This is a genomic window from Clostridium sp. AM54-37XD, assembly GCF_003478225.1.
Lineage (GTDB): Bacteria > Bacillota > Clostridia > Lachnospirales > Lachnospiraceae > Coprococcus > Coprococcus ammoniilyticus.
Genome location: NZ_QUEV01000001.1, coordinates 360,667 through 383,091 on the forward strand (window position 1 = coordinate 360,667; position 22,425 = coordinate 383,091).

General features: G+C 42.6%; 16 protein-coding genes. 13 read left to right on the forward strand and 3 right to left on the reverse strand.

The genetic code is table 11. The features are described from left to right. Positions 1 to 19: 19 nt before the first annotated feature. The 11 genes from fabV to DXA07_RS01685 all read left to right on the forward strand — a co-directional run bounded on the left by fabV (position 20) and on the right by DXA07_RS01685 (position 16,803). Positions 20 to 1,174, forward strand: coding sequence for an enoyl-ACP reductase FabV (gene fabV, locus DXA07_RS01645; RefSeq protein WP_118483060.1), 1,155 nt, complete (start codon positions 20 to 22; stop codon positions 1,172 to 1,174). 210 nt (positions 1,175 to 1,384) lie between these two features. Further along, positions 1,385 to 2,887 carry a LuxR C-terminal-related transcriptional regulator gene (locus DXA07_RS01650; protein ID WP_182427484.1) on the forward strand — a complete coding sequence of 501 codons (1,503 nt, stop codon included), beginning with the start codon at positions 1,385 to 1,387 and terminating at the stop codon, positions 2,885 to 2,887. A 68-nt stretch (positions 2,888 to 2,955) separates the two neighbouring features. Then, complete coding sequence (locus DXA07_RS01655; RefSeq protein WP_118483064.1) at positions 2,956 to 4,176, forward strand: hypothetical protein; 1,221 nt, start codon at positions 2,956 to 2,958, stop codon at positions 4,174 to 4,176. Positions 4,177 to 4,385: 209 nt separating this feature from the next. After that, on the forward strand, positions 4,386 to 8,693 hold the full coding sequence (locus DXA07_RS01660; RefSeq protein ID WP_118483066.1) for a leucine-rich repeat domain-containing protein: 4,308 nt from the start codon (positions 4,386 to 4,388) through the stop codon (positions 8,691 to 8,693). Between the two features lie 232 nt (positions 8,694 to 8,925). Beyond that, positions 8,926 to 10,017 (forward strand): hypothetical protein, encoded by a 1,092-nt coding sequence (locus DXA07_RS01665; RefSeq protein WP_118483068.1) that lies wholly within the window; start codon positions 8,926 to 8,928, stop codon positions 10,015 to 10,017. Between the two features lie 192 nt (positions 10,018 to 10,209). Further along, positions 10,210 to 10,374: a hypothetical protein gene (locus DXA07_RS12955; protein WP_156782874.1), complete on the forward strand. Its 165-nt coding sequence runs from the start codon at positions 10,210 to 10,212 to the stop codon at positions 10,372 to 10,374. A 75-nt stretch (positions 10,375 to 10,449) separates the two neighbouring features. After that, entirely contained in the window at positions 10,450 to 12,240 is a 1,791-nt protein-coding gene (locus DXA07_RS01670) for an RNA polymerase sigma factor (protein WP_181986520.1), read from the forward strand. A gap of 311 nt (positions 12,241 to 12,551) precedes the next feature. After that, complete coding sequence (locus tag DXA07_RS01675) at positions 12,552 to 12,905, forward strand: hypothetical protein (RefSeq protein WP_117808056.1); 354 nt, start codon at positions 12,552 to 12,554, stop codon at positions 12,903 to 12,905. Positions 12,906 to 12,935: 30 nt separating this feature from the next. Beyond that, positions 12,936 to 14,024, forward strand: coding sequence for a fibronectin type III domain-containing protein (locus tag DXA07_RS01680; RefSeq protein WP_117808057.1), 1,089 nt, complete (start codon positions 12,936 to 12,938; stop codon positions 14,022 to 14,024). Positions 14,025 to 14,133: 109 nt separating this feature from the next. Beyond that, on the forward strand, positions 14,134 to 14,262 hold the full coding sequence (locus tag DXA07_RS13655; protein ID WP_284467253.1) for a hypothetical protein: 129 nt from the start codon (positions 14,134 to 14,136) through the stop codon (positions 14,260 to 14,262). A gap of 63 nt (positions 14,263 to 14,325) precedes the next feature. Next, complete coding sequence (locus DXA07_RS01685) at positions 14,326 to 16,803, forward strand: RNA polymerase sigma factor (RefSeq protein ID WP_117808058.1); 2,478 nt, start codon at positions 14,326 to 14,328, stop codon at positions 16,801 to 16,803. On the opposite strand, the gene DXA07_RS01690 is transcribed toward DXA07_RS01685, so the two are convergent. The 3 genes from DXA07_RS01690 to DXA07_RS01700 all read right to left on the reverse strand — a co-directional run bounded on the left by DXA07_RS01690 (position 16,795) and on the right by DXA07_RS01700 (position 20,535). Then, positions 16,795 to 17,109, reverse strand: a complete 315-nt coding sequence (locus tag DXA07_RS01690) for a PqqD family protein (protein WP_173784022.1) — start codon at positions 17,107 to 17,109, stop codon at positions 16,795 to 16,797. The two genes, DXA07_RS01685 and DXA07_RS01690, sit on opposite strands and share 9 nt — an antisense overlap. Positions 17,110 to 17,259: 150 nt before the next feature. Continuing rightward, positions 17,260 to 19,158, reverse strand: a complete 1,899-nt coding sequence (locus DXA07_RS01695) for an oligopeptide transporter, OPT family (RefSeq protein WP_118483070.1) — start codon at positions 19,156 to 19,158, stop codon at positions 17,260 to 17,262. Positions 19,159 to 19,407: 249 nt separating this feature from the next. After that, complete coding sequence (locus tag DXA07_RS01700; RefSeq protein WP_243015395.1) at positions 19,408 to 20,535, reverse strand: PD-(D/E)XK nuclease family transposase; 1,128 nt, start codon at positions 20,533 to 20,535, stop codon at positions 19,408 to 19,410. A gap of 229 nt (positions 20,536 to 20,764) precedes the next feature. Between DXA07_RS01700 and DXA07_RS01705 the strand changes: the two genes are divergently transcribed. Together DXA07_RS01705 and DXA07_RS01710 are read left to right on the forward strand one after the other, a co-directional pair. After that, positions 20,765 to 21,490, forward strand: coding sequence for an HAD hydrolase-like protein (locus DXA07_RS01705; protein WP_118483072.1), 726 nt, complete (start codon positions 20,765 to 20,767; stop codon positions 21,488 to 21,490). A gap of 119 nt (positions 21,491 to 21,609) precedes the next feature. Next, a complete protein-coding gene (locus tag DXA07_RS01710) occupies positions 21,610 to 22,422 on the forward strand; it encodes a LicD family protein (RefSeq protein WP_118483074.1) in 813 nt (270 codons plus the stop codon). Positions 22,423 to 22,425 lie beyond the last annotated feature (3 nt).

The following is a 22,425-nucleotide window of genomic DNA, read 5'->3' on the forward strand; positions in this document are numbered from 1 at the left end:
ATCAGAGGAGAAAATTAAAATGGTAGTAGAACCAAGAGTAAAGGATTATATCTGTACCACCGCTCATCCGGTTGGTTGTGCAGAAAATGTAAAGAATCAGATCAAGTATGTAAAGGCACAGCCAAAGGTTGAGGGACCAAAGAAGGTACTTGTGATCGGAGCATCGACCGGATATGGACTCGCTTCCAGAATCGCAGTTGCATTTGGCTATGATGCAGATACACTTGGTGTTATGTTCGAGAAGGAATCCAATGGAAGAAGAACAGCGACCGCAGGCTTCTATAATACAAGAGCATTTGAAGAAGAAGCAAAGAAGGCTGGTCTGTATGCAAAATCCATCAACGGAGATGCATTCTCACTGGAGATCAAACAGCAGGTAATTGATACGATCAAGGCAGATCTTGGAACTGTCGATATGGTTATTTACAGCCTTGCAGCACCAAGACGTGTAACACCGGATGGACATAAGTATTCTTCTGTACTTAAGACTGTAGGTGAGGAGTATTCCAATAAGACTTTAGTTCTGAAGGACAATACAGTAACAATAGCACATATCCCGGCAGCAACCGAGGAAGAAATCGAGAACACCATCAAGGTTATGGGTGGTGAGGACTGGATCGACTGGATGCAGGCATTATCAGATGCAGGTGTTCTGGCAGAGCATGTGACAACTGTTGCATATTCTTATATCGGACCAAAGATCACATTCCCAATCTATGCGGAAGGTTCGATCGGTATGGCAAAGAAGGATCTGTACAGATCAAGTGATATCATCAATGAGAAGTTTGCAAATGTTACATCTTATATTGCAATCAACAAGGCACTTGTAACACAGTCCAGTGCAGCAATTCCTGTTGTTCCGTTATACATCACGCTGTTATATAAGCAGATGAAGGCAAAGGGTGTTCATGAGGGCTGTATCGAGCAGATGGCAAGACTTTTCCTTGATAAGATGGCTGGAGAAGCAGAGACAGACGAGAATGGATTTATTCGTATGGATGACTGGGAAATGGCAGATGACATTCAGGAAGCAGTTGCAAAGAACTGGGATGCGGTTACCAGCGAAAATGTAAAAGAGCTTGCAGATATCGATGGATACTGGGATGAGTTCTACAATATGTTCGGATTTAAGATCGATGGTGTAGATTACAGTGCAGATGTAGATATTATGTAAGAAAACAATTGTGACAATAGACGGGTTCATCGGAAGGTGGATCCGTTTTTTACTTTATTCACAAAATATGTTCTGTAAAAAAGCGTTCCGGTCAGGTGTGAAAACCGCAAGGGTTTGGGCAAGGGTTTGGTTTTTATGTCTGAAAGGTTTGCTATACAAAAACAGGAATAAATAATATAATCTATAAGCGTCAGGGTTATGGGGGTATGTATGAAACAAATGAATAACGAGATAATTTATCCACGATCGGAAGAAGAAGTGTTGTTGATATTAGCGACAGCAAAAAAAGAAGGCCATCTGTTAGAGATTATTTTTGATGAGTTTGTGAAGAAACCATTTTCCATGCCGGTACTTTGGGGGTGCCGGGCATATTTCTACGGGCTGAAAAAAGAAGAGCTGTCCGCACATCCGGTTCTGTTTACTCATCTTGCATTGCTATCTGCTATGGATGGGGACTTGAGTCAGGCAAAAGCATATGTACAGTTTATGGGGAAGACACCGCGGCTGGTGAAAATGGATACATATGATATGATGGACATTTGTCGTATCAAAACAGAACTTGTCATGCCATATATAAGTGATGCAATGTTTTTTCGGATCGTAAGCTTTCTAATTGAAGAAAATCTGGTGCCCGTGATGGGTCTTACGCTTTCAGCATGCAGACCAAGTATACTGAATGGTTTTCGCGACTTTACAAGATATGGAAAATATCTGAAAAAAAGCAAGGACGAGATAACAGAAGCCGCATGCCGATTATATGGTGGAAGTGTTGGACAGAAAGTGTATGAGATCATGCTGGCAGAGTGGTATTATCAGAACAATAATTGTTTTGAAGCACTGATTCTTGTGACCGGAACGATTCCGTTGATCGAGCAGGAGAAGGATATGCGTTGTCTGTTTGTGGCACTTGCACTTCAGATGAAGATCCTTTTGGTAAATGGACAGACAAAAGCTGCACGTCCTTTGGTGGAAAAGATTCGGAAACGGATACAGATTACGGGATGGGATGAATTAACTTCAAGTCTGAATGCGATCGAATGTCTTGGTGCCTGTTATGATGGGCGACTACAGGATGTAGAGCGTTGGTTAGATGATATAGCACCGGATGAGAATAAGGGCATCTTCATGATGGATATGTATGCATGGATGGTTAAGGTGCGATGTTATATACAGACAGGCAAATATATGGCTGCCTATGTATTGACACACCAGCTTATTGCATTGTTGATTCCGGGCAGACGTTATATGGATTTGTGTGAATGCTATATGTTGTCAGCTATCATATATTATAAGATGAAGAATATGGAAGGCATGTGTGAGGAGCTTTCCAAGGCCATTGCGCTTGCAAAAAGGTGTGGTTATATCAGACTGCTTGCGGACACAGGCAATTGTATGGTACAAATGCTGGCAATTTATCAGAAAGAATATGAAGAAGATTCCTTCATAAGTGAGATTAAAGAACTTGCATATTCGGTCGGTACTTATTTCCCTGATTATTTAAAATCTCCATATGAATATTATGAACCTCTGACTCAGATGGAAGAAAAAGTCTTTCGTTTGATGGCACAGGGCTTAAGTAATGATGATATTGCACGACAACTGGGCAAAAAGACGGGAACCGTGAAGTTCCATAGTTGTAATATCTTTCGTAAGCTGCAGGTTCCGACGCGTCAGGAGGCAGTCGAACGCGGTCGGGAGATTGGTCTGTTATAAAACAGACGCTTTAATATATAAGAGCATTTGGCTCTTTTATATAAAAAAATAAAAAGGAGGAAATAAGATTGAAACAGAAAATTAAATTTGTGAAGCGTTTCATGTCAGTGGTAGTGGCTGCAACTATGGTGTTTGCAATGGTTGCAGGTATCGGTAACTTTTTTCCGAATATAAAGTCGGAAGCGGCGACACGTCAGACACTGTATATCTGTGATATTAAATCCGGTGGATTTGGTGCCAATTATGCAGGATATACAAGACTGTCTATTGATGGAAATGCGGGAAATGTAAACAGGGGATATGGTAAAGGTTCAGATGAATACATCTGGGTAAAGACGACCACAGATCCGGCACAGGCATATACAAGGATATGGTCTGTATGGCAGAATAATTCAGGTACTTCAAGCAGTCTTGACGGATATAGCGTTGAGAGAAAGACGGGTGACCTGAATGATGGTGTAGGTTCAAAATCCGGTTATATCTACATCTATGCAACAAAGGACAGGAATGCTGGAGATCCAATCTCATCACTTGGTATCTGGAATGACACTGATAAAAAGCTGCAGTATGCCGGAGGAAATTCAGGAAGCAGTCTTAAAAGCCAGAATGCAGAGAGGGTCGAGAATGTTGACAGCAACTGGAACAAGATTGATGGAGATCTCAATAAAAATGCCGGAGGTGCATATATTTATCTTTATTGTAAGAGAGCACCTTATGTGATTCCAAATGATATAAGGATTACTTTTGATGGTGAATATCATAGGGGATATGTAGAGTCAAAGACATCCGGCGTATCGATCTCATATGATAATACCGGTATGTATCAGGTAGGAAGTAATACTACAAAATATGCGGTGTCAAAATCCGGTATGGAGACAGCATATGGTACATTTACAAATACGATCGCTGATCCATATGGCTATGACAAATACACGAAGCTGGAGGATGGACTCTGGCTTGGAGTAAAGAGCACAGCGGAAACAGCAACAAAAGATGACTATTCTTATTCGGAGACGGATGGACTTACGATCAAATCTGATAAGGAGATGATCCTGTTCGGAACAAAATCCGGTAAGGTTATGAAGGGTCAGATCAAGGCAGCAGGGGATATTGATGTGAATCTTGCGATCCGTAGTCTGACGATCACACGGAATACTCAGGGGGCAGCGATCACAGTAAATCCGGCAGAGGGTAAGACCGTGACGATCACTGCTTACGGAACAAACAATCTGACATCATCGGGAGCTTATGCAGCGATCCAGAAGAATGGAGCGGTAAGCTGGTACTGACTTCTACGACGAAAGGTACTATAAATGCAACTGCCGGTAACAATGCGACATATGGAGCAGCCGGTATCGGTGGTGGTACAGACAAAACCTTAAAGGTTGTTTCAAATATTGAGATAAATGGAAATGTAATTATAAAAGCAAGGGGATCACAGCCATCAAATGAAAGCTATGCAGCATATGGAGCAGCCGGTATCGGTTCTCAGTACAATATGCCGGTTGATGGCATCCGGATCTCAGAAAATGCAGACGTAACAGCAATTGGTGCAAACGGAGCAGCCGGTATCGGTTCCGGTGCAAATGCTGATGCTGCCAATATCGAGATTGCAGGCGGAATCGTAAATGCAACAGCGGGAAGTGGAACGATCGGTTCTAAAAATATTGGCGGAGCCGGTATTGGTTCCGGTGCTTACATAAATGATGAAGCAAAGCTTGCTTCCGGTATTACCATTTCAGGAGGAACTGTAATAGCGACCGGTGGAGCCGGTGGAGCCGGTATCGGTTCCGGATCTGATGTAGAAGCAACAGAGATTAAGGTAACAGGCGGTGTTGTAAAAAAAGCAACAGGCGGCACAGATGCAGCCGGTGTTGGTTCGGGAGCAAATGCAAAGGTATCGTATATTATGATATCAGGTGGAACTGTAACAGCAGTTGGTGGAGCAAATGGAGCAGGTATCGGTTCCGGTCTGGCAGGTGCAGCCTCCGATATTTACATTTCAGGAAATGTAGCTGTAACGGTAACAGCAGGAACAGACGGAGCCGGTATCGGTTCCGGTAAGAATGCATCCGTTGATAATATCAATATTTATTTAGAGTATGCAGGAAATCTGACTGTCGATGGTACAGAAAACGGAGCCGGTATTGGTTCCGGAGCAACAGATACTGTATCAGAGGCAACAAATATTAATATTTCAAATACAGGTTTTATTAGTATCAGAGCAAGAGGAAATGGAGCCGGTATCGGAGCCGGTCTGAATTCAGAGACAAGGGATATTAATATTATCGGCGAGGTCGTTGAGACAAAAGGAAAGCTTATAGTTATTGCTGCAAATGGTCCGGCAATCGGTGCTTATGCAGGAGATGTTAAGAACGTAAATGTCTTAACAGATGCAACAGTCAACCTCAGTGCTGAAAATGGTATTGCAGTAGGAGCACTGAATGGCTCATCTGCTTCTGATATTACAATTATCGGTGATAATATCTGTGGAGCAAAGGCAGAGGATGTTCCTGTTCTGGGAACTGTTTCTAACTCTGTTCTGTTCGTAGGAAAGACATATGAGGTTTATGGAACAGCAACCATTCGCAAGAGTACACATATTAAAGCAGGAACAACATTAGAATTACCGTCATCATCCAAGCTGATCATTCCTAAGGACGTTGAACTTGTAGTTGATCCACAGCATGATAATGTACTTCCGGGTGCGCTTGTCTGGGCAGCTGACAGTGATGCACAGTTAATCATCAATGGTACTTTAACAGTTAAGGGAACAATGGCGATGGATTCCGAATATGGTATCATTGTATTGAACGGTTCTCTTAATCTGGAAGAAAATGCTAATATTTACGGTAAGTTCTTTATGAATGGTAAATATACCGGAAATGGTGTTATCACAAAGGGAAAGAATCAGACTCCGGAAGAGGGGGAGATTGCAGTATACCTTGATCTGGATATTGATGATGGTGTAACCTACAATGCAAAGGGTAATCTTGCAGAGAATCAGTTGATCATTGATGAGTCCAGCCTAGAGGATACTACTACCGGTACATATGCAATTAATAACATTGTTGCACATGACGGATTCCAGATCACAGATATCCTGTTGGATGGCAAGTCCATTATAAATGACAGCAGTTATGTTACAAAGAATCAGGAAACAGGAGAGTACAATGTAGTATTATCGGTATCTGAATATCGTGGTGAGACGATAAAATTTGCAGTAAAAGCAAAATCAACCGTAGAATCGATCAGCATCGAACGTTTCCCAAATAAGACAGCATTTGCCAAAGGGGCAGAGTTTGATCTGAATGGTCTGAAGGTAGTAAAGACATATAAGAATAAGAAGACTGCACCGGTTGATATTGATAAAGAGCTGAAGGTTACAGGCTATGATATGAACAGCGTTTCTGCACAGACGGTAACACTTCAGTATATTGCAGATGACAGATACAGTGATGATATTACAGCATCCTATGAGATAACTGTATTTGATTTTGCAGGCTTAAATAAGGGAAAGACCACACTTACTGCGGGCGGCGAATCATTTGTTGCTACAGATGTAGATAATGAGGAGCATGTTGTTAAGTTTGCATTAGGTAAGAATGTCGGTGATATCTCAGCACTGAAGGATAAGATCCGTCTTCAGGTACAGGGATTTACCAATACAGTTGGTCAGATCGATTTTGTATCAAGTGAGGTAGTCGGACAGAATGCGGTTGAGGCAACATATGTAGCAGATATATATGTAGATAAAGCAAAAACAGTAGTGATCCAGTATACAATAGTGATCACACAGCCAACCTTATACTATGATCTTGCAGAGGCAGCAGTAGCAGTAAATGGCGAATATACCTATGATGGAACGCAGCAGACACCGGATAAGGAAAATATCGAAGTTACAATCGATGGCGCAGTTGTTCCGGACGATCAGTATACGGTAGAGTATGGTGAGAATGTGAATGCCGGTACCGGTAGACTTACGATCAAGGGTGATGGTATTCATACTACAAACAGTAAGGAAGCAACATTTACAATTGCAAAAGCGAAGCTTACGGATATCGATGCACTTGTAAGATCAAATGAATTTACAGTTCAGAATGATGTAAAGCATGAGCTTCAGATAGAATTTGGCGAGATCGAAGGCCTTGCAGCAGATGAATATACTGTATCTTATAAGAAGATATCCGATCAGTCAAATATCGTGGCAAATGTATCAAACGGAGTTATCACGACTGCTTATGATACATCCTATTCAAAGGCAGGAACAGCAGAAATCGCTGTTAATGTAACAATTAAGGATAGTGCAGTAAACTACTATGCAGATTCTGAATTATCACATTCCATAAATGTTACATTAACAAAGTATGTAAAGGGAACCAGTATTACGATCACTTCCGATTCTGATGATTTTGCGTGGGATGCATCAGCCGGTGAATATAAGGTGACGCTTTATAAGGGCGAGAAGATCTGGATCGATGCCAAACTTAACGATGGATCAACAGATGTTATTGACTATAAGGTTGCAGAAGGCGGCGAAGAGATAGCTGCTTGTGATGGAATTACCATTTCTGCGTTAGGCAAGGGATCGACCATTATCACTGCAAGTACAGGTAAGGGCACTACAACAAAGAGGATTGCAGTAACGGTTCTTCCAACTACCAGACTTGAATTAACCGGTACGGAGACTTATGAGAAGGTATTTGGCGATAGTGCATTTACACTGGATGTGGCTTTAAAGGATACAGCGCTTGAATCCAAGCTCTCTGCATTACGGTATGTTTCGGCTGATCCGGAGGTTGCTGCTGTAGATGAGACCGGTAAAGTTACTATAACGGGATGCGGTGAGACTACAATTACAGTAACATCTTATACAGAAGAAAGAGCATATACATCTGACGAATATGTAGTAATAATCAAGGTTAAGGCACCACATACGAAACATATCAAAGATAATGGAACAAGAGTTGAGCCAACCTGTGAGAAAAATGGTTCTATCACATATAGATGTACCGAGTGTAATGAGGTTATAGATATAGAAGAACTGAAGGCAACCGGACATACATGGGATAAAGGAAAGGTTACAACACAGCCAACTACAAAGACAGAGGGTGTAAAGACATATACCTGTAGTGTCTGCAAAAAGACAAGAACAGAGCCAATCGCAAAACTTCAGGAACCGACACCGGTGAAGCCAACACCGGAAAAACCAATAGTAAAACCGCTCAAGAAGGGGGATGTGGTTTCTGATGACAGTAAAGCTGCAAAGGTTCAGGTTATAAGCACATCCAAGAAAACAGTTGCATATAAAGCACCTGTAAATAAAAAGGCTAAGACTGTCAGCATTCCGGCAACCGTGAAGATCAGAGGTAAGAAATACAAAGTAACACAGATCGCAGAGGGTGCTTTCAAGAATAATAAGAAGGTAACAAAGGTTACAATCGGAAGCAATGTTAGTAAGATTTCCAAGAATGCTTTCAGCGGAGCGATAAAACTTAAAACCGTTACTATGGGACAGAACGTAACGGAGATCGGAGTATATGCATTTAAGGGCTGCAAAGTTCTTACCGGTATTACGCTTCCGGCGAAGACAACGAAGATTGGAGATCAGGCATTTAGCGGATGTAAGAAGCTGAAGACAATTACAATTAAGTCTTCAAAGATAACCTCAAAGAAGCTTTCTAAAAATGCGTTTAAGGGTATAACCAAGGTTACAACGATCAAGGTACCTAAGAAGAAGGTTTCCTCTTATCAGAAGCTGTTTAAGAGCAAAGGCTTATCTTCCAAGGTCAAGGTAACAAAATAACAAAATAACAGTAAAAGCAAAGGACGCCGTTTGTGGTAGGAATATTACAGACGGCGTTTTCGTTTTATCTGGACAGTATGAGTCAAGGTGAAAAAAATTTTTAAAAAATTTGAAAACTTTAAAACCTTTTTCCATTTGCCCCTGTCTTATATAATAGAAGGCAGGAAAATAAAATATTTCTCTTGCATCTGTAAATATTTGTTGTAATAAAAAAATGAAAAGGAGAAGAAAGATGATGAAAAACAAGAGTTTATGGAAAGGGTTAATTGTAATGCTGGCAGCAGCATTCGTAATGTTAGTGATGCCAGTGCAGAAGGCATCTGCAGCAGGAACAACAGAGGGACCAGAACTGAAATGGGGCAGTTCGTATAGTGGCAGTACAGAGACCAGTACTTGTTATAAGTATGCATTTTCTCTGAAACAGTCCGGAAAGGTTGTTTTTGTAATTCAGATATCGAATGCAGGATATGGGTTTACCGATATTAGTAACGTGAAAATTTTAGATGAAACAGAAAAAGAAGTATATTATACTTATAATGTAGTAAGTGGAAGCATATCGGTAGATTTGCTGGCTGGTAATTATACATTAGTACTAGGTATGAATGATGGCATGAGTGGTTGTAATTTCACATTTACACCATCATTTACAGCATCTAAGGAAACCAAATCAGAAAGCACAATGGCAAAGAACAATGAGATGGGAACAGCAACCTCTTATAAGCTTGGCAAATCTGTAAAAGGTCAGTTGGCGTTGAATGATGATGTAGATATTTACAAGATGAGGGTAACAAAAAGCCAGTATGTAAATCTGACAATTTCCAGTAAGATTCGTGAACTGAATGTCAGTTTTGCAAATACAAGTGGTAGCCGGAGTGTTAGTGTATCAGATATAGAAGCGGGACTCCATAAATACAGAGTATTTTTACCAAAAGGAACATATTATGTCAGCTTTAGAGGAAGCATGAATTATGCAACTGATTATTGTTATACAGGTAATTATTCCTTTAGAACTTCTACAAAAGCAATACCAAAGCCAACTATTACTAAAACAAAACCGGATAATAAGTATAAGACGATGTATATACGGTGTAAGAAAAATTCATTGGCAAATGGCTATCAGTTCCAGATTGCAAGAGACAAAAAGTTTAAAAAGGGCAAAAAGACAAAGCAGGATGAATATACAGGAATGTATATGGTTGATTTGAAAAAAGGAACATATTATGTTCGTGTTCGTTCTTATGTGAAGATTGATAATTATGGTAGTACTCCGGATGAATATTATTATTCTTCTTGGAGTAAGGTTAAGACTGTTAAGATTAAATAATAATAAATACAACCCTACATAAATAAGTACAAAAACTGACATATGGATCATCATATTTTCGGAAGAAAGATACCTGATCCTCATGTCAGTTTTTTGTTGCCTTTATTTTCTTCATCTTGCTATCCCCTGTGAACTACGTTACAATGAAATCTGGAGAGACGGTGAGACGTGGTAGAAAAGGAAGTGAGTATTATGTGTAATTTAAGTCAGGGTATCAAGGAAGAAAGTGAAGCTAAAGGTGAAGAGAAGGCAAGAACAGAGATTGTACTAAATATGCATAAGAAAGGCTATTCTTTGGATCAGATTGTTGAGATAACAAATCTGGATGTTAGTGCAGTAAAGGCTATAATAGGCTAAACAGAAAAAACGGATCTGACATATTTCTATTAAAAGTATACAAAAATGAAAAAACAGGCGTGTGGGAGGCTACAAATGATTTGCAAAACATGTGGGAATGATCTGCAGGGAAATGAATATAACTGTCCGTTCTGTGGGGCGGCAGTTGATTATACAGAGGCGGTGGAGCAGGCAAAAGCCGGAAGGGAAGAAGGCTTTTCCTATCTGTATGAGATGACATATCGGAATAAGCTGTATATTGCGATGAAATACATGAAGAATGAGGATGAAGCGATGGATGTTCTGCATGATTCCTATGTGAAAGCATTTGAACGGCTTTCCGGTCTTCAGGATGCAAATTCATTTCCGGGATGGCTCAGTACCATCGTTGCAAATACCGCAAGGAATGCATTGAGAGATCGCCATACAGTGAATTTTTCGGATATGCAGAGAGAAGATCAGGATGGAGAGACATTTGAATATTCGATCGCAGATGAGAACATGACAGCCCAGCCTGAGATGGCATGTACAACGAAAGAAACACAGGAAATGGTACAGGAGCTGATCGGATCATTGTCTGATGAACAGAGAATGTGTGTGCTGATGTTCCACATTGAAGGATACAGTATAAAAGATATTGCGACAGTTCTTGGATGTTCAGAGAATACAGTAAAGTCCAGATTGAATTATGGACGGAAGAATATTAAGGCAAAGGCAGAGGAGCTTCAGAAGAAGGGTTACAAGCTGTACAGCTACACACCTATGGCGCTTCTTACCTATCTGCTGATGGCAGAGCGTGGAGGCATGCTGGTAGCAGGAACCTTCGACAAGCTGGCAGGTGTTGGAAGTGTAGTCGGTGCCGGGTTGATTCATGGTGGTGCCGCAGGCGCATTATCTGTTGCCGGAAGTGCAGCCACAGCCGGGGGTACCGGAGTCGCCGGAGCTGCAGGGTCGGCAGCGGGAACAGGTGCAGCCGCAGGAGGCAAGACGGCAGCAGCTACAGCGGCAAAACAGACCTTCTTGAAAACAGTAGCAGGAAAAATCACAATGGCGGCAGCCGGAGTGGCAGTAGCAGGAGGAGCAGCCGGTGTAGCAATATACAATCACAACCAGAACACCTGGCAGGATGCATATACAGAGGTGCTGAAGGAATATAGACAGGAAATTCAGGATTATGGCTGGCAGACTTCACAGGTGCGGGAGAACGAACCGACGTTGGTAGGAGAAGCCAGAGCGATTACTGTTGTTGATATTATGGGAGATGATACTCCTGAACTGATCTTTGCGGCACAGGATGAATCAGATCCGAATAAAGCGGATCTTCATGTATATACATATATAGATAATGAAGCAGTACAGGTTTATAGTGGAGAACTTGATACAAGGTCAGATGAGAACCGGGACAAATGGGGAGCGGAAGGAACTCCGTATGTCATAGTTGATGCTAACGAAACTTCAGGTCATGGATGCCGGTTGTACATACTTTGCAGCGATGGACAGAGTGATGATACAGAGATTGGTATCATAGATAAGATGATAGAATTCGATGTGGCTACTTCTCGTGGAGATAGCTTACAACCGATTGTCTGGACCTGTCATGCAGAACAAGTGGGGGATGAAGAAACGGTGCCGGTTGCAGAACGGGATGGTATATCTGTGGCCTGGGAGGAATATCAGACAAAACGCGACGAAATATATCAAGAAGTGGATAGTGAGGTTCTGAAGAACATGGCGGCGACAGCTCCTTATGGCATATATGATCAGTTGGCAGATATTAACAGAGATTCGTCAGGAAATATAATGGCAGGTCGAAATTTAGGAGGAGTAAGTGACGGATGTGAAATGTCCTATGCAGATGCATTGAAATATTTTAAAGAGAGCAAATAATAAAAAATTATTAGCGTGCCTTTGGCTGTTTTTTAAGAATCAGTCGAAGGCATTTTATTTTATAAGAGAAAGTTCATTCTATAAAAAAACTCTCCGACTGAAAATACCGAATCTCTCCGATTGTATTTCCAAAAACTCTCCGATTATACTTAAAAAATGGTGTCTGAAAAAATTTTTAAAAAATTTCAAAAAATATAAAACTTTTTTGCAACCTCTGTGTCATATAGGTGAAACGATACAGAGGTTGCATTTTTTATGGATGAATTTCCGGATAAAAAATGCTCCTCAGATAAAGAAAAGGAGAATAAAAAATGAAGAAAATGAAAAGAATCGAAATCGCACAGTACATCGCATTGGGAGCAACCTGTTTAACCGTTTTAGGATTTGTCCTTTCCGGTATTTTTGGTGGCAGGATCCCGATGTCTATGATGGGGTATGGAGTTATGGCAGGCATTGTTTCCTACTTCTTCGGAGGGTTTGGAACTGCGGTGAGAATGGCAGGCAAGATAGCAAAATGGGGCTGGCTCATCGTACCATTTCCATATGACATCGTTACAGGTATGGTATCCTTCTTCATCTCGATCATGGTCTTTATCGGATTGCCGATCATCCCGATCCGTAAGGCATACAAAGAGCAGATGATGGATGTTGAAGTAGTTGAGTAAAAAGAATGTAGAAAGAGAGGACAGATTATTATGAGTAGAAAAATGAAACAGATCATGTTAGCAGTAATTTTAATGGTGATGATGTGTGCAGTAAGTCCTGCACGAAAGGTATCCGCAGAGGTGTTAAACAGTCCACAGCAGATCGTATGGGGACAGAGTTACAGTGGCGAGTTGGAGGATGCACAGAATACATATGAGTATACATTTACGATGAAGAAATCCGGTACATTTTCTCTTGCGATTGCGACGGAAGGAATTGGAAAGACACACACCGGGCTTAATTATATAAAAGTCAGCGATATGTATGATAATGAGATCTATACAGCATCAGTCAGTGAAGGAAATGGCAGCTATAAGGCAGAATTATTAGCAGGTGATTATAAATTATCACTGTGTGCAGGTTTTTATACCGGCTGCAAGTTTACATTTACCGCATCATACAAGGCATCCGGCGAGACACGTTCCGAGGCATGGCTGTCACAGAACGATGAGAAAACGATGGCATTTACCTATAAGGCAGGTACGACCTATAAAGGACAGTTTGCATTTAACGAGACAACAGATATCTATAAGATGAAGATGACAAAGAACCAGTACATGAACATTCAGATCAACAGCAAGATCAAGGAAATGAATGTTGTGATCGAGAATACGAATGGTGACATTCACTATATTCAGACGGGTGTTACACCGGGAACCAGAAAATACACATTTTTCCTGCCAAAGGGAACCTACTACATCACGATGACCAAAGGCTGGCCATATAGTGTTGATCCAAATTATGCCGGAATGTATACATTTAAGACGACATTTACAGATGTTCCGAAGACCACTGTAAACAAGGTAAAGAATCTTTCATCCGGAAAGTTAAAGGTAACATGGAAGTGCAAGAACAAGGCGACCGGATATCAGATCCAGATCGCAACGGATAAGAAATTTAAAAAGAATAAGAAAGTATATGATGCGCCATTTAAGAATTACAATAACTGTACATTCTGGGATCTGAAAAAAGGCAAGACTTATTATGTTCGTGTCCGTTCTTATGTAAAGGCAGGTTCCCGCGAGAAGAAATGTTACTCTGTATGGAGCAAATATAAGACTGTAAAGATAAAGAAATAGAATATAATGTTATCCTGATTTTGTGGTATGCTATAATAAAGCAAAAAATATCCAAAAACTTAAAACTTTTTACCCACCTGATCTGTCCAATAAACAGGAGGTGAGATATATGGATGTGTGGAAGGCAGTGTGCACGTTTGTTGCATTGTTAAGAAAAGAACGAAAGGAGCTGCCGGACGATCCAGAGCAAAAGAAAGAATTATTTGAACGGATCGAGCACGACAGGCAGTCCAGATAAATAATGGTTAAAAAGAATCAATAATTACAGAGATTAGATAAAAAGCAGGAGGAGCAGGATAACATGAAGTGCAGAACATGTGGAAATGATTTACAGGGGAATGAATACAACTGTCCGTTTTGTGGCAGCTGTGTCGATTATACACAGGCAGTGGAGCAGGCGAAGGCAGGACGGGAAGAAGGCTTTACATTCTTATATGAGAACACATACAGGAATAAGCTATACATTGCAATGAAATATATGAAGAATGAACAGGATGCGATGGATGTCCTGCAGGATGCATATATAAAGGCATTTGCCAGATTAGATAGTTTGCAGGATGCAAATGCATTTCCGGGATGGATGAGTACGATCGTAGCACATACAGCGCTTAACGCACTTCAGAAGAAGCAGGCAGTTCTGTTTTCTGATCTGCAGAATGAAAATGATGAAGGGGATGTCTTCGAATACAATCTGGAAGATGAGAATATGAGCACACAGCCGGAAATGGCATGTACGGTACAGGAAACACAGGATATGGTGCATGAGCTGATCGATTCCTTGTCGGATGAACAGAGGGTCTGTGTGCTGATGTTCCATCTGGAGGGCTACAGCATCAGGGATATCGCGACCATATTGGGTTGTTCGGAGAATACCGTAAAGTCCAGGTTGAATTATGGACGTAAGAATATCAAGGCAAAGGCAGAGGAGCTTCAGAAGAAGGGCTACAAGCTTTACAGCTACACACCGATGTGTCTTCTTGTATATCTGCTTATGGCAGAACGTGGAAATATGATCGTTACGCATGTATTTGAGCAGATGGCAGGTCTTGGTGGAAATGTTGCAGCCGGCATCATTCATGGTGGTGCTATGCAGATGGCGGGCAATGTTACAGGCGGGGCTGCCCAGATAGCAGGAGGAACCGCCGGACAGATGACCGGAGGAGCATCCCAGATAGCAGGAGAAACTGCTGGACAAGTAGCCGGAGGAACAGCACAGACAGGAGCTGCCGGATCGGCTGCGGGGGCAGTAGAAGGCGGAAAGGCTATCGCAGCTACAGTTGGAAAGCAGGCATTTATAAAAACGGTAACAGGCAAGATCGTGATCGCAGCCGCTTCCGTTGCCCTGGTAGGAGGTGCGGTCGGAGCAGGATTTGCATATAAGCACTCACAGGATAAGAAGAAAGATCAGAATGCGACAACAGAAGCCGCTTCGGAAGCAAATGATGATACTGTTACAACAGAAGTGACAGCGGAGACAGAGGCAACCACAGAGGTTACTACAGAAACTTCAACGGAGATAACTACAGAGGCAGCTATCGATGAAAGTCTTTATAAAGCAGCATACAAAGAGGTACTTGAATCCTATAAGACACAGATCGACAATTATTACTGGCAGTATGAGTATGATTATTCGACAAAGACAGCCAAGGAAGAACAGACTCCAATCACGTTTGCCGATGTGACAGGTGATGATGTGCCGGAGATGATCCTGATAAGGTCAGAACAGAACGAAGCTTCAATTGCACAGATGGATATTTATAGCTTTGACGGAACAAAAGCAAAAAGAATCTTTGGAACGGATATGGAAGAATATGGTGGCTGGGATATAAATGCTGCTTCCGGAACCAGCTACTATCTGTTTACAACCAAAAAGGGAACCTTATATGCATATAGTGGGTTCGGAGATGAGAGTTATACAGACAGTTATATCAAATTCACGGTAGATGATTCCGGCATGCTTCAGAAGTCAACAACCTGGACAAGAAAGAAAGGTCCGAATGACGATTATTCAGCAACTGTTGTCACATGTCAAAAGAACGGCTCTGAGATCACAGAGGATAAGTATAATGCTCAGGTAGAGAAGCTGCAGAAGAATTTTCATACGTTATTAATGTACAATGGACAGGGCAAGGATAAAGCCAAGGAGGTTCTTGGTACGCTGGATGATACCGCTATGACTTATGATGAGGCTATGGAATATCTGGGAAAGATCACACAGAAAAAAACGGACAAAACGGCATCTGACAAAAAGCAGGAGAAATCTGCCGATAAGAAAGAAATCTCTGCCGGAAATGCCGGAGAGGTAGCAGTGACATTGCCTGAGGATCTGCCGGAAGAATTTATTCTGACGAGTGGAGTAGGTGCATGGGGAGCCGGTATGGATATCAAGCCGGACGGAACCTTTACGGCATCTTATTATGATAGCAATTATGAGGGCAGATCAACGTCCAGCGGTTCCGGATCATTTAAGAATATTAAACAGGTTGATAAATATACTTACACAATGGAGCTGGACACTTTAAAGTATGATGATGAGATCGGTAAAGTGGTTGCAAATGATAACGGATACAAAACCACATTTACAGAGCTTTACGGAATTGCGGGTGGAACGACATTTACAGTGTATCTTCCGGGTGCACCGACAGCAGATATGCCGGATGGAATGAAGAACTGGCTGGGCTTTCATTATTACAATGTCCCGATACCGGATGCCCTTGACTGCTATGCCATTTATAATGTAGATAAGGAAAAAGGATATTTCAGCACAGGGTTACAGTAAATAGATAAACCTTACTCTCTCCAGCGTTTCAAGAAAGGCGATAACACGTTTTAACATATCAGGAGCTTCTTCGGGGAACTGTTCTTCCATGATGGATACCAGATTGAATACCGTGTTGTCGCCATTTATATGAACCCATAAGGTACTGCCATATCGGTCAAGCCTGATATGGCTTTTCTTTGGTTTGTGAAAATATTTCTGGGCGATCTTGTGATAAAAACCGGTATGCGGCATCTCGATCACAATAATTCCATCGGGCGACTGTTCCCATGTATAATTCAGATTGATGCAGGGGATTTTGTCCATATAGTTTGCAGTATGGGAAAGAAAACCGGATTTTGATCTTTTTATAAAAAATTGCGAGAGGGTATCTTTACGATTATGGTTCTGTTTTGCAATGACATTTTGTATATTATATTTTTGCATGAGAGAATAAATCCTTTCCGGGTGAAGATATTAAAGTGTGTTATTGGATGATTGTTTATCCTTCGTTTTATGGATCATGTAGATCATACTGAAAAGCAGGGCAAGGAAGAACAGGCAGCCGCCCCATTTTCCAAGATGGAATCCCATAAGTCCCAGATTGATCCGATCACTTACGCCGAATACGGCAAGGACGGCAAGCAGGATTCCGACCAGCCCTTCACCTGCGATCATACCGGAGGAAAAAAGGATACCATTATTGCGGACGGTTTCGCGGGAAACTTCATTGGCAAAGCGGCGTTTCTCTATGAAAAGGCGGATCAGACCACCGATCATGATCGGAACTGTCAGGTAAATCGGCAGATACAGTCCGATGGCAAATGGTAGAACCGGGATACCTAAGATTTCGACAACGACAGCAATGCAAATGCCGACAATAACAAGTCCCCATGGAAGATTGCCATTCATAACACCTTCAACGACCATTTTCATAAGGGTTGCCTGCGGAGCAGGAAGCTCGGTAGAACCATATCCCCATGCGGCATTCAGCAGATAGAGAACACCACCGATCGCAAGACCGGATGCGATCGATCCGATCAGTTCGCCGATCTGTTGCAGATATGGGGTTGCACCGACGATATACCCCGTTTTTAGATCCTGCGAGGTGTCTCCGGCCATGGCTGCAATTATGCAGATAACAGTACCGATGCAGATGGCAGATGTCATACCCCGGTATCCTGTTATGCCGGCTTGCTTTAACAGGATCGTTGCAAATAGCAGGGTTGCGATCGCCATACCGGACACGGGGTTATTCGACGAGCCGACGACACCGACCATTCTTGCAGATACGGTTGCAAAGAAAAATCCAAAAATAATGATCAGAATGGATGTGACCGGATTGATCGGAATATCCGGAAATGCACTCAGACCAAATGCTACGATCAGGATACCGCCGATTGCATAAGGAAGCGGAATGTCTTTGGATGTTCGCGAATTTCCATCTGTATGTCCGAAGCCTTTCAGGGCTTTGGCAAATGTGGATGCGATCAGCGGAAATGATTTTAGCAGGCTGAAGATTCCGCCGGCTGCCACCGCGCCTGCGCCGATATACCGCACATAATTTCCCCATAACTGATCGACTGACAGTTCGCGGATCGGAACGGAAGCGGGGAACAGGATGTTGTCACCTCCAACAAGAACGAGCAAAGGCATGATAACAAACCATCCAAGTACAGCACCGCTTAACAGATACGAAGCAACCTTTGCGCCGCAAATATAGCCGACACCGACCAGTGCAGGGAGAACATCCATGCCGAAGCCCGATCCTTTATGGGCAGGAATCGTCCATGCGATCTCACTTGGAAACAAGTGCAGACCATCAGCAATAAATTTATAGACAGCGGAGATACCAAGCCCGGAAAATACCTGCGTGGATTTGTGACCGCCGGTTTCTCCGGCGAGCAGTACTTCAGCGCAGGCAGTTCCTTCCGGAAATGGAAGTGTACCATGTTCTTCTACGATCAGAGCGGTACGAAGTGGGATCATGAACAGAACACCGATCAGTCCGCCACAGATGGCGACAAATGCAATCATCAGAAAAGATGGAGGTTTTATGTCGGGATTTTCATCTGCCCACATGAACAGGGCTGGCAGCGTAAAGATAGCTCCGGCAGCCAGAGATTCTCCGGCAGAGCCGATCGTCTGAACCATATTATTTTCAAGAATTGAATCGCGGCGCATGATCATGCGCACAATACCCATAGAAAGAACGGCAGCAGGAATCGAAGCGGATACAGTCATGCCGACTCTTAAGCCAAGATATGCATTTGCACCACCAAACACAACTGCCAGAATGATCCCAAGGATCACAGATGTCGGCGTAAGCTCCGGCATCACCCGGTCTGCCGGAATATATGGTTTAAATTGTTTCATATACAACCCTCAAATCATAGTTTTATGCCACTAGTATGTACAGAGTCTGGCAGAAACATACACAGAAAATCTGAAAAAAGAGCTTCATCAGATATGTCAAGACATGGAAGCTGAAATAATAAAATAGAAGGAAACAGGTAGGATGTGTTTAAAGAATAACGCCTGCTGGTTGTACCTAAGGAATATCGTATATTCCATGGATACAGCCAGCAGGCGTTTTTACTTTATGTGTTATTGTTATAAAATAGTTTATTTATTGAGGGCGGCAAGCTGTGCTTTTAAAGCTGCGATCTCAGAAAGCATTGCGTTCTTCTCAGAAAGAACAGCCGCAATTTCAGCGCCTTTTTCGGATAGAGCGGCATCTTTTTCAGACAGAGCAGCTACTGCTTCATCCCGTTCCTTTTGTAGTTCATCGATCATATAGTGAACCGTATTCTCATCTAACATTCGAAGTGCTTCTGAAAACATGGTGATTACCTCCTCCGGATCATACATATATTCAGACATATCCTTACAGATAGCTTCCATCCATGGATAGTCAGATACCAGTGCAGCAAGGTCGTCAACCGACTGGGCAGTCAGTAATGACAGCCATGCATTTAATTCATTAATATCTTTAGCATACTTACTTTCACAGAAAACGTCAAGGGCAACCACATAGAATTCCTGTAAAAGCTTCAGTTCGATTCCGGTATCAAAAACAGTTCTGCCGTGGTGCAGGTAGATATCGGATAATGCATCAGTCAGATATGCATCCGGACTTTTTTCATATATCACGATCGTGTAAACCGTTTTCAGATCCTTGTAGGTAAAGGCGTTTCCTTTCAGGCTTTTCACTCTTGTATACTGACGCAGCATGAGATCGGAGGAGTAGCAGGACATACGTTCTCCCGGGAAAGCGTAGGGAATCTTCTGGATCTCCACATTTGCGATTGAGCCATCTTCCAACTGGACAAGGATATCCAGAAGCAGGAGCGAGGTGGACGGCAGCATACTGTCTTCGTTTGACAGGATACACTGAACCGTCACCCTTGTGCCGATGATACTGCTGATGAGACTGGACAACCGCTCGGGATAGATGTCCGGGTTGAACAGCTTCTTGAAAAATGGATCGTAGGTTAAAGGCAGAGTTTTCGTACCCTCCATAAATCCAAGAAAGCGGTTCTTCCATTCTGGCGACATGTTCTGATATGCAAAGTAACTTCGCGGATGCTTCCGAAGCTCCGCGAGACATTCCTGCTCTGTGCGGGCAGGAAAAAGCTGGTGGATGTCTATTGGAGAACCATTGGCTGGCTGACTGGCATGGTTGTAGTTGGTAACTTTTTCGTTTGATATCGGTTGATTGTTAAGGTGATGATTGTTGTTTTGGTTATACATAAATTTTATTCCTCATGATTTCCGGCGCCTGTTTTGTCGACAGGAACAGCATAGCAGAAAAAAGAGGAAAAAGACTGCCAATGTAACAAATGGTATGTCTGGATGTAACTTTCGGTAATTTTTGCTGTTTATCCCCCTATAACCCAAGATTACATCAATGTTGTTGAGGGAAAAAACAATCTATGCTACAATGGTGGCGTGAATTTTGAACGGATAGAAAGGCAACACTATGTATAAATACTATTTATTTGACCTGGACGGCACAATAAGCCAGTCCGAGCCGGGCATTCTCAACTGCATCCGCTATGCTCTGGATGCAGCCGGACTGCCGGAGCCATCGGAGAAAGTGTTAAAGACATTTATCGGACCATCGTTGTACGATTCCTTTACCTCCAAATGTCATGTTGACTACGATCAGGCACTCTGGCTGGTGGACAAATACAGAGAACGCTACAATGTGACAGGTCTGTATGAGACATCTATCTATGATGGCATTCCACAGACACTCAAGGATTTAAAAGAAAAAGGCGCGAAGATCGGAGTGGCGACCTCCAAACCGACAGAACCAACGAAGAAGATACTGGCGAAATTCGATCTGGCACAGTACTTTGATGTTGTGGTAGGAAGCAATCCGGATGGAACCGGATCGGACAAGCAGGTGCTGATCGCAGAGTGCCTGAAGCGGTTGAAGGAAGCCGATGCGGAAGGTACGGATATGCCACAGGCAGACCGGGAAGAGGCAGTCATGATGGACGATTCCAAGCCAGAGGTTAAGACACAGATACATGAAAAGGATGCCGTGATGATCGGTGACCGGATGTTTGACATTGATGGCGGACATGCCTGCGGAATTGATACGGTCGGTGTTCTGTATGGATATGGAAATCGTGAGGAATTTGAAAAAGCCGGCGCGGAATATATCATCAGCCGCCCGGAAGAGCTCCTGACATTGTAAGGGAGATCAGACAGAGGCCCTTTTGATATTATAAGGAGACTTTTAATGGGTATTCATAAGGATATTAAGGGTATATAGAAGGCAAATGCAGGCATATACATAAAAGAGGAGACGAAAACGTGAGAAAATTATTGACGCTTGAGGATATCCATGAGCGTGAGAAAACAATGGTGTTCATGTTCCATGATCTGTGTGAGAAGCATGGGCTGCGGTATTATCTGTGCGGCGGCACGCTGCTTGGAGCAGTCAGACATCAGGATTTTATTCCGTGGGATGATGATATCGATATTCTGATGCCACGACCGGATTATGAGAGATTACAGGAAGTGATCAAAGAGCAGCCGTTTCTGCCGGAGCATAAGTTTTTGTCAGCAAGCCTTGGCAATCTGGATGAGCCGTATACGAAGCTTGCGGATACGAGGACAAGGCTGGACAAATATTATACGAAAGACAAATACGACATCTATCTATGGATGGATATTTTCCCGATGGACGGACTGCCGGATGATGATGCCGAGATTGAACGGATCTATAAAAAGGCACATTGGTATCGCCGCATCATCCAATATCTGAAGATGAAGACAGGGCGGGGCGGTAATCTGGTCAAGAAGATCGTGAAGCCGATCCTGAAACCATTTGCGCATTTGATATGGGGCAAGAAGCGGACCGTGAAGAAGCTGATACGGCTATGTACGCAGTATGATTTTGAATCGTGCAAATATGTAGGAGGCATTGCCTGTGGCTATGGTCCGCAGGAAAAGATGCCGAGAGAAGAATATGTGAAGCCTGTGAAGGTGACGTTTGGCGGCAGAGAGCTGATCGCACCGGGTTGTACAGACTATTACCTGACATCCCTTTACGGCGACTATATGAAGCTTCCGCCAGAAGAAGACCGGAAAGCTCACATTATCAAAATGTATCAGGTAGAGTAAGCA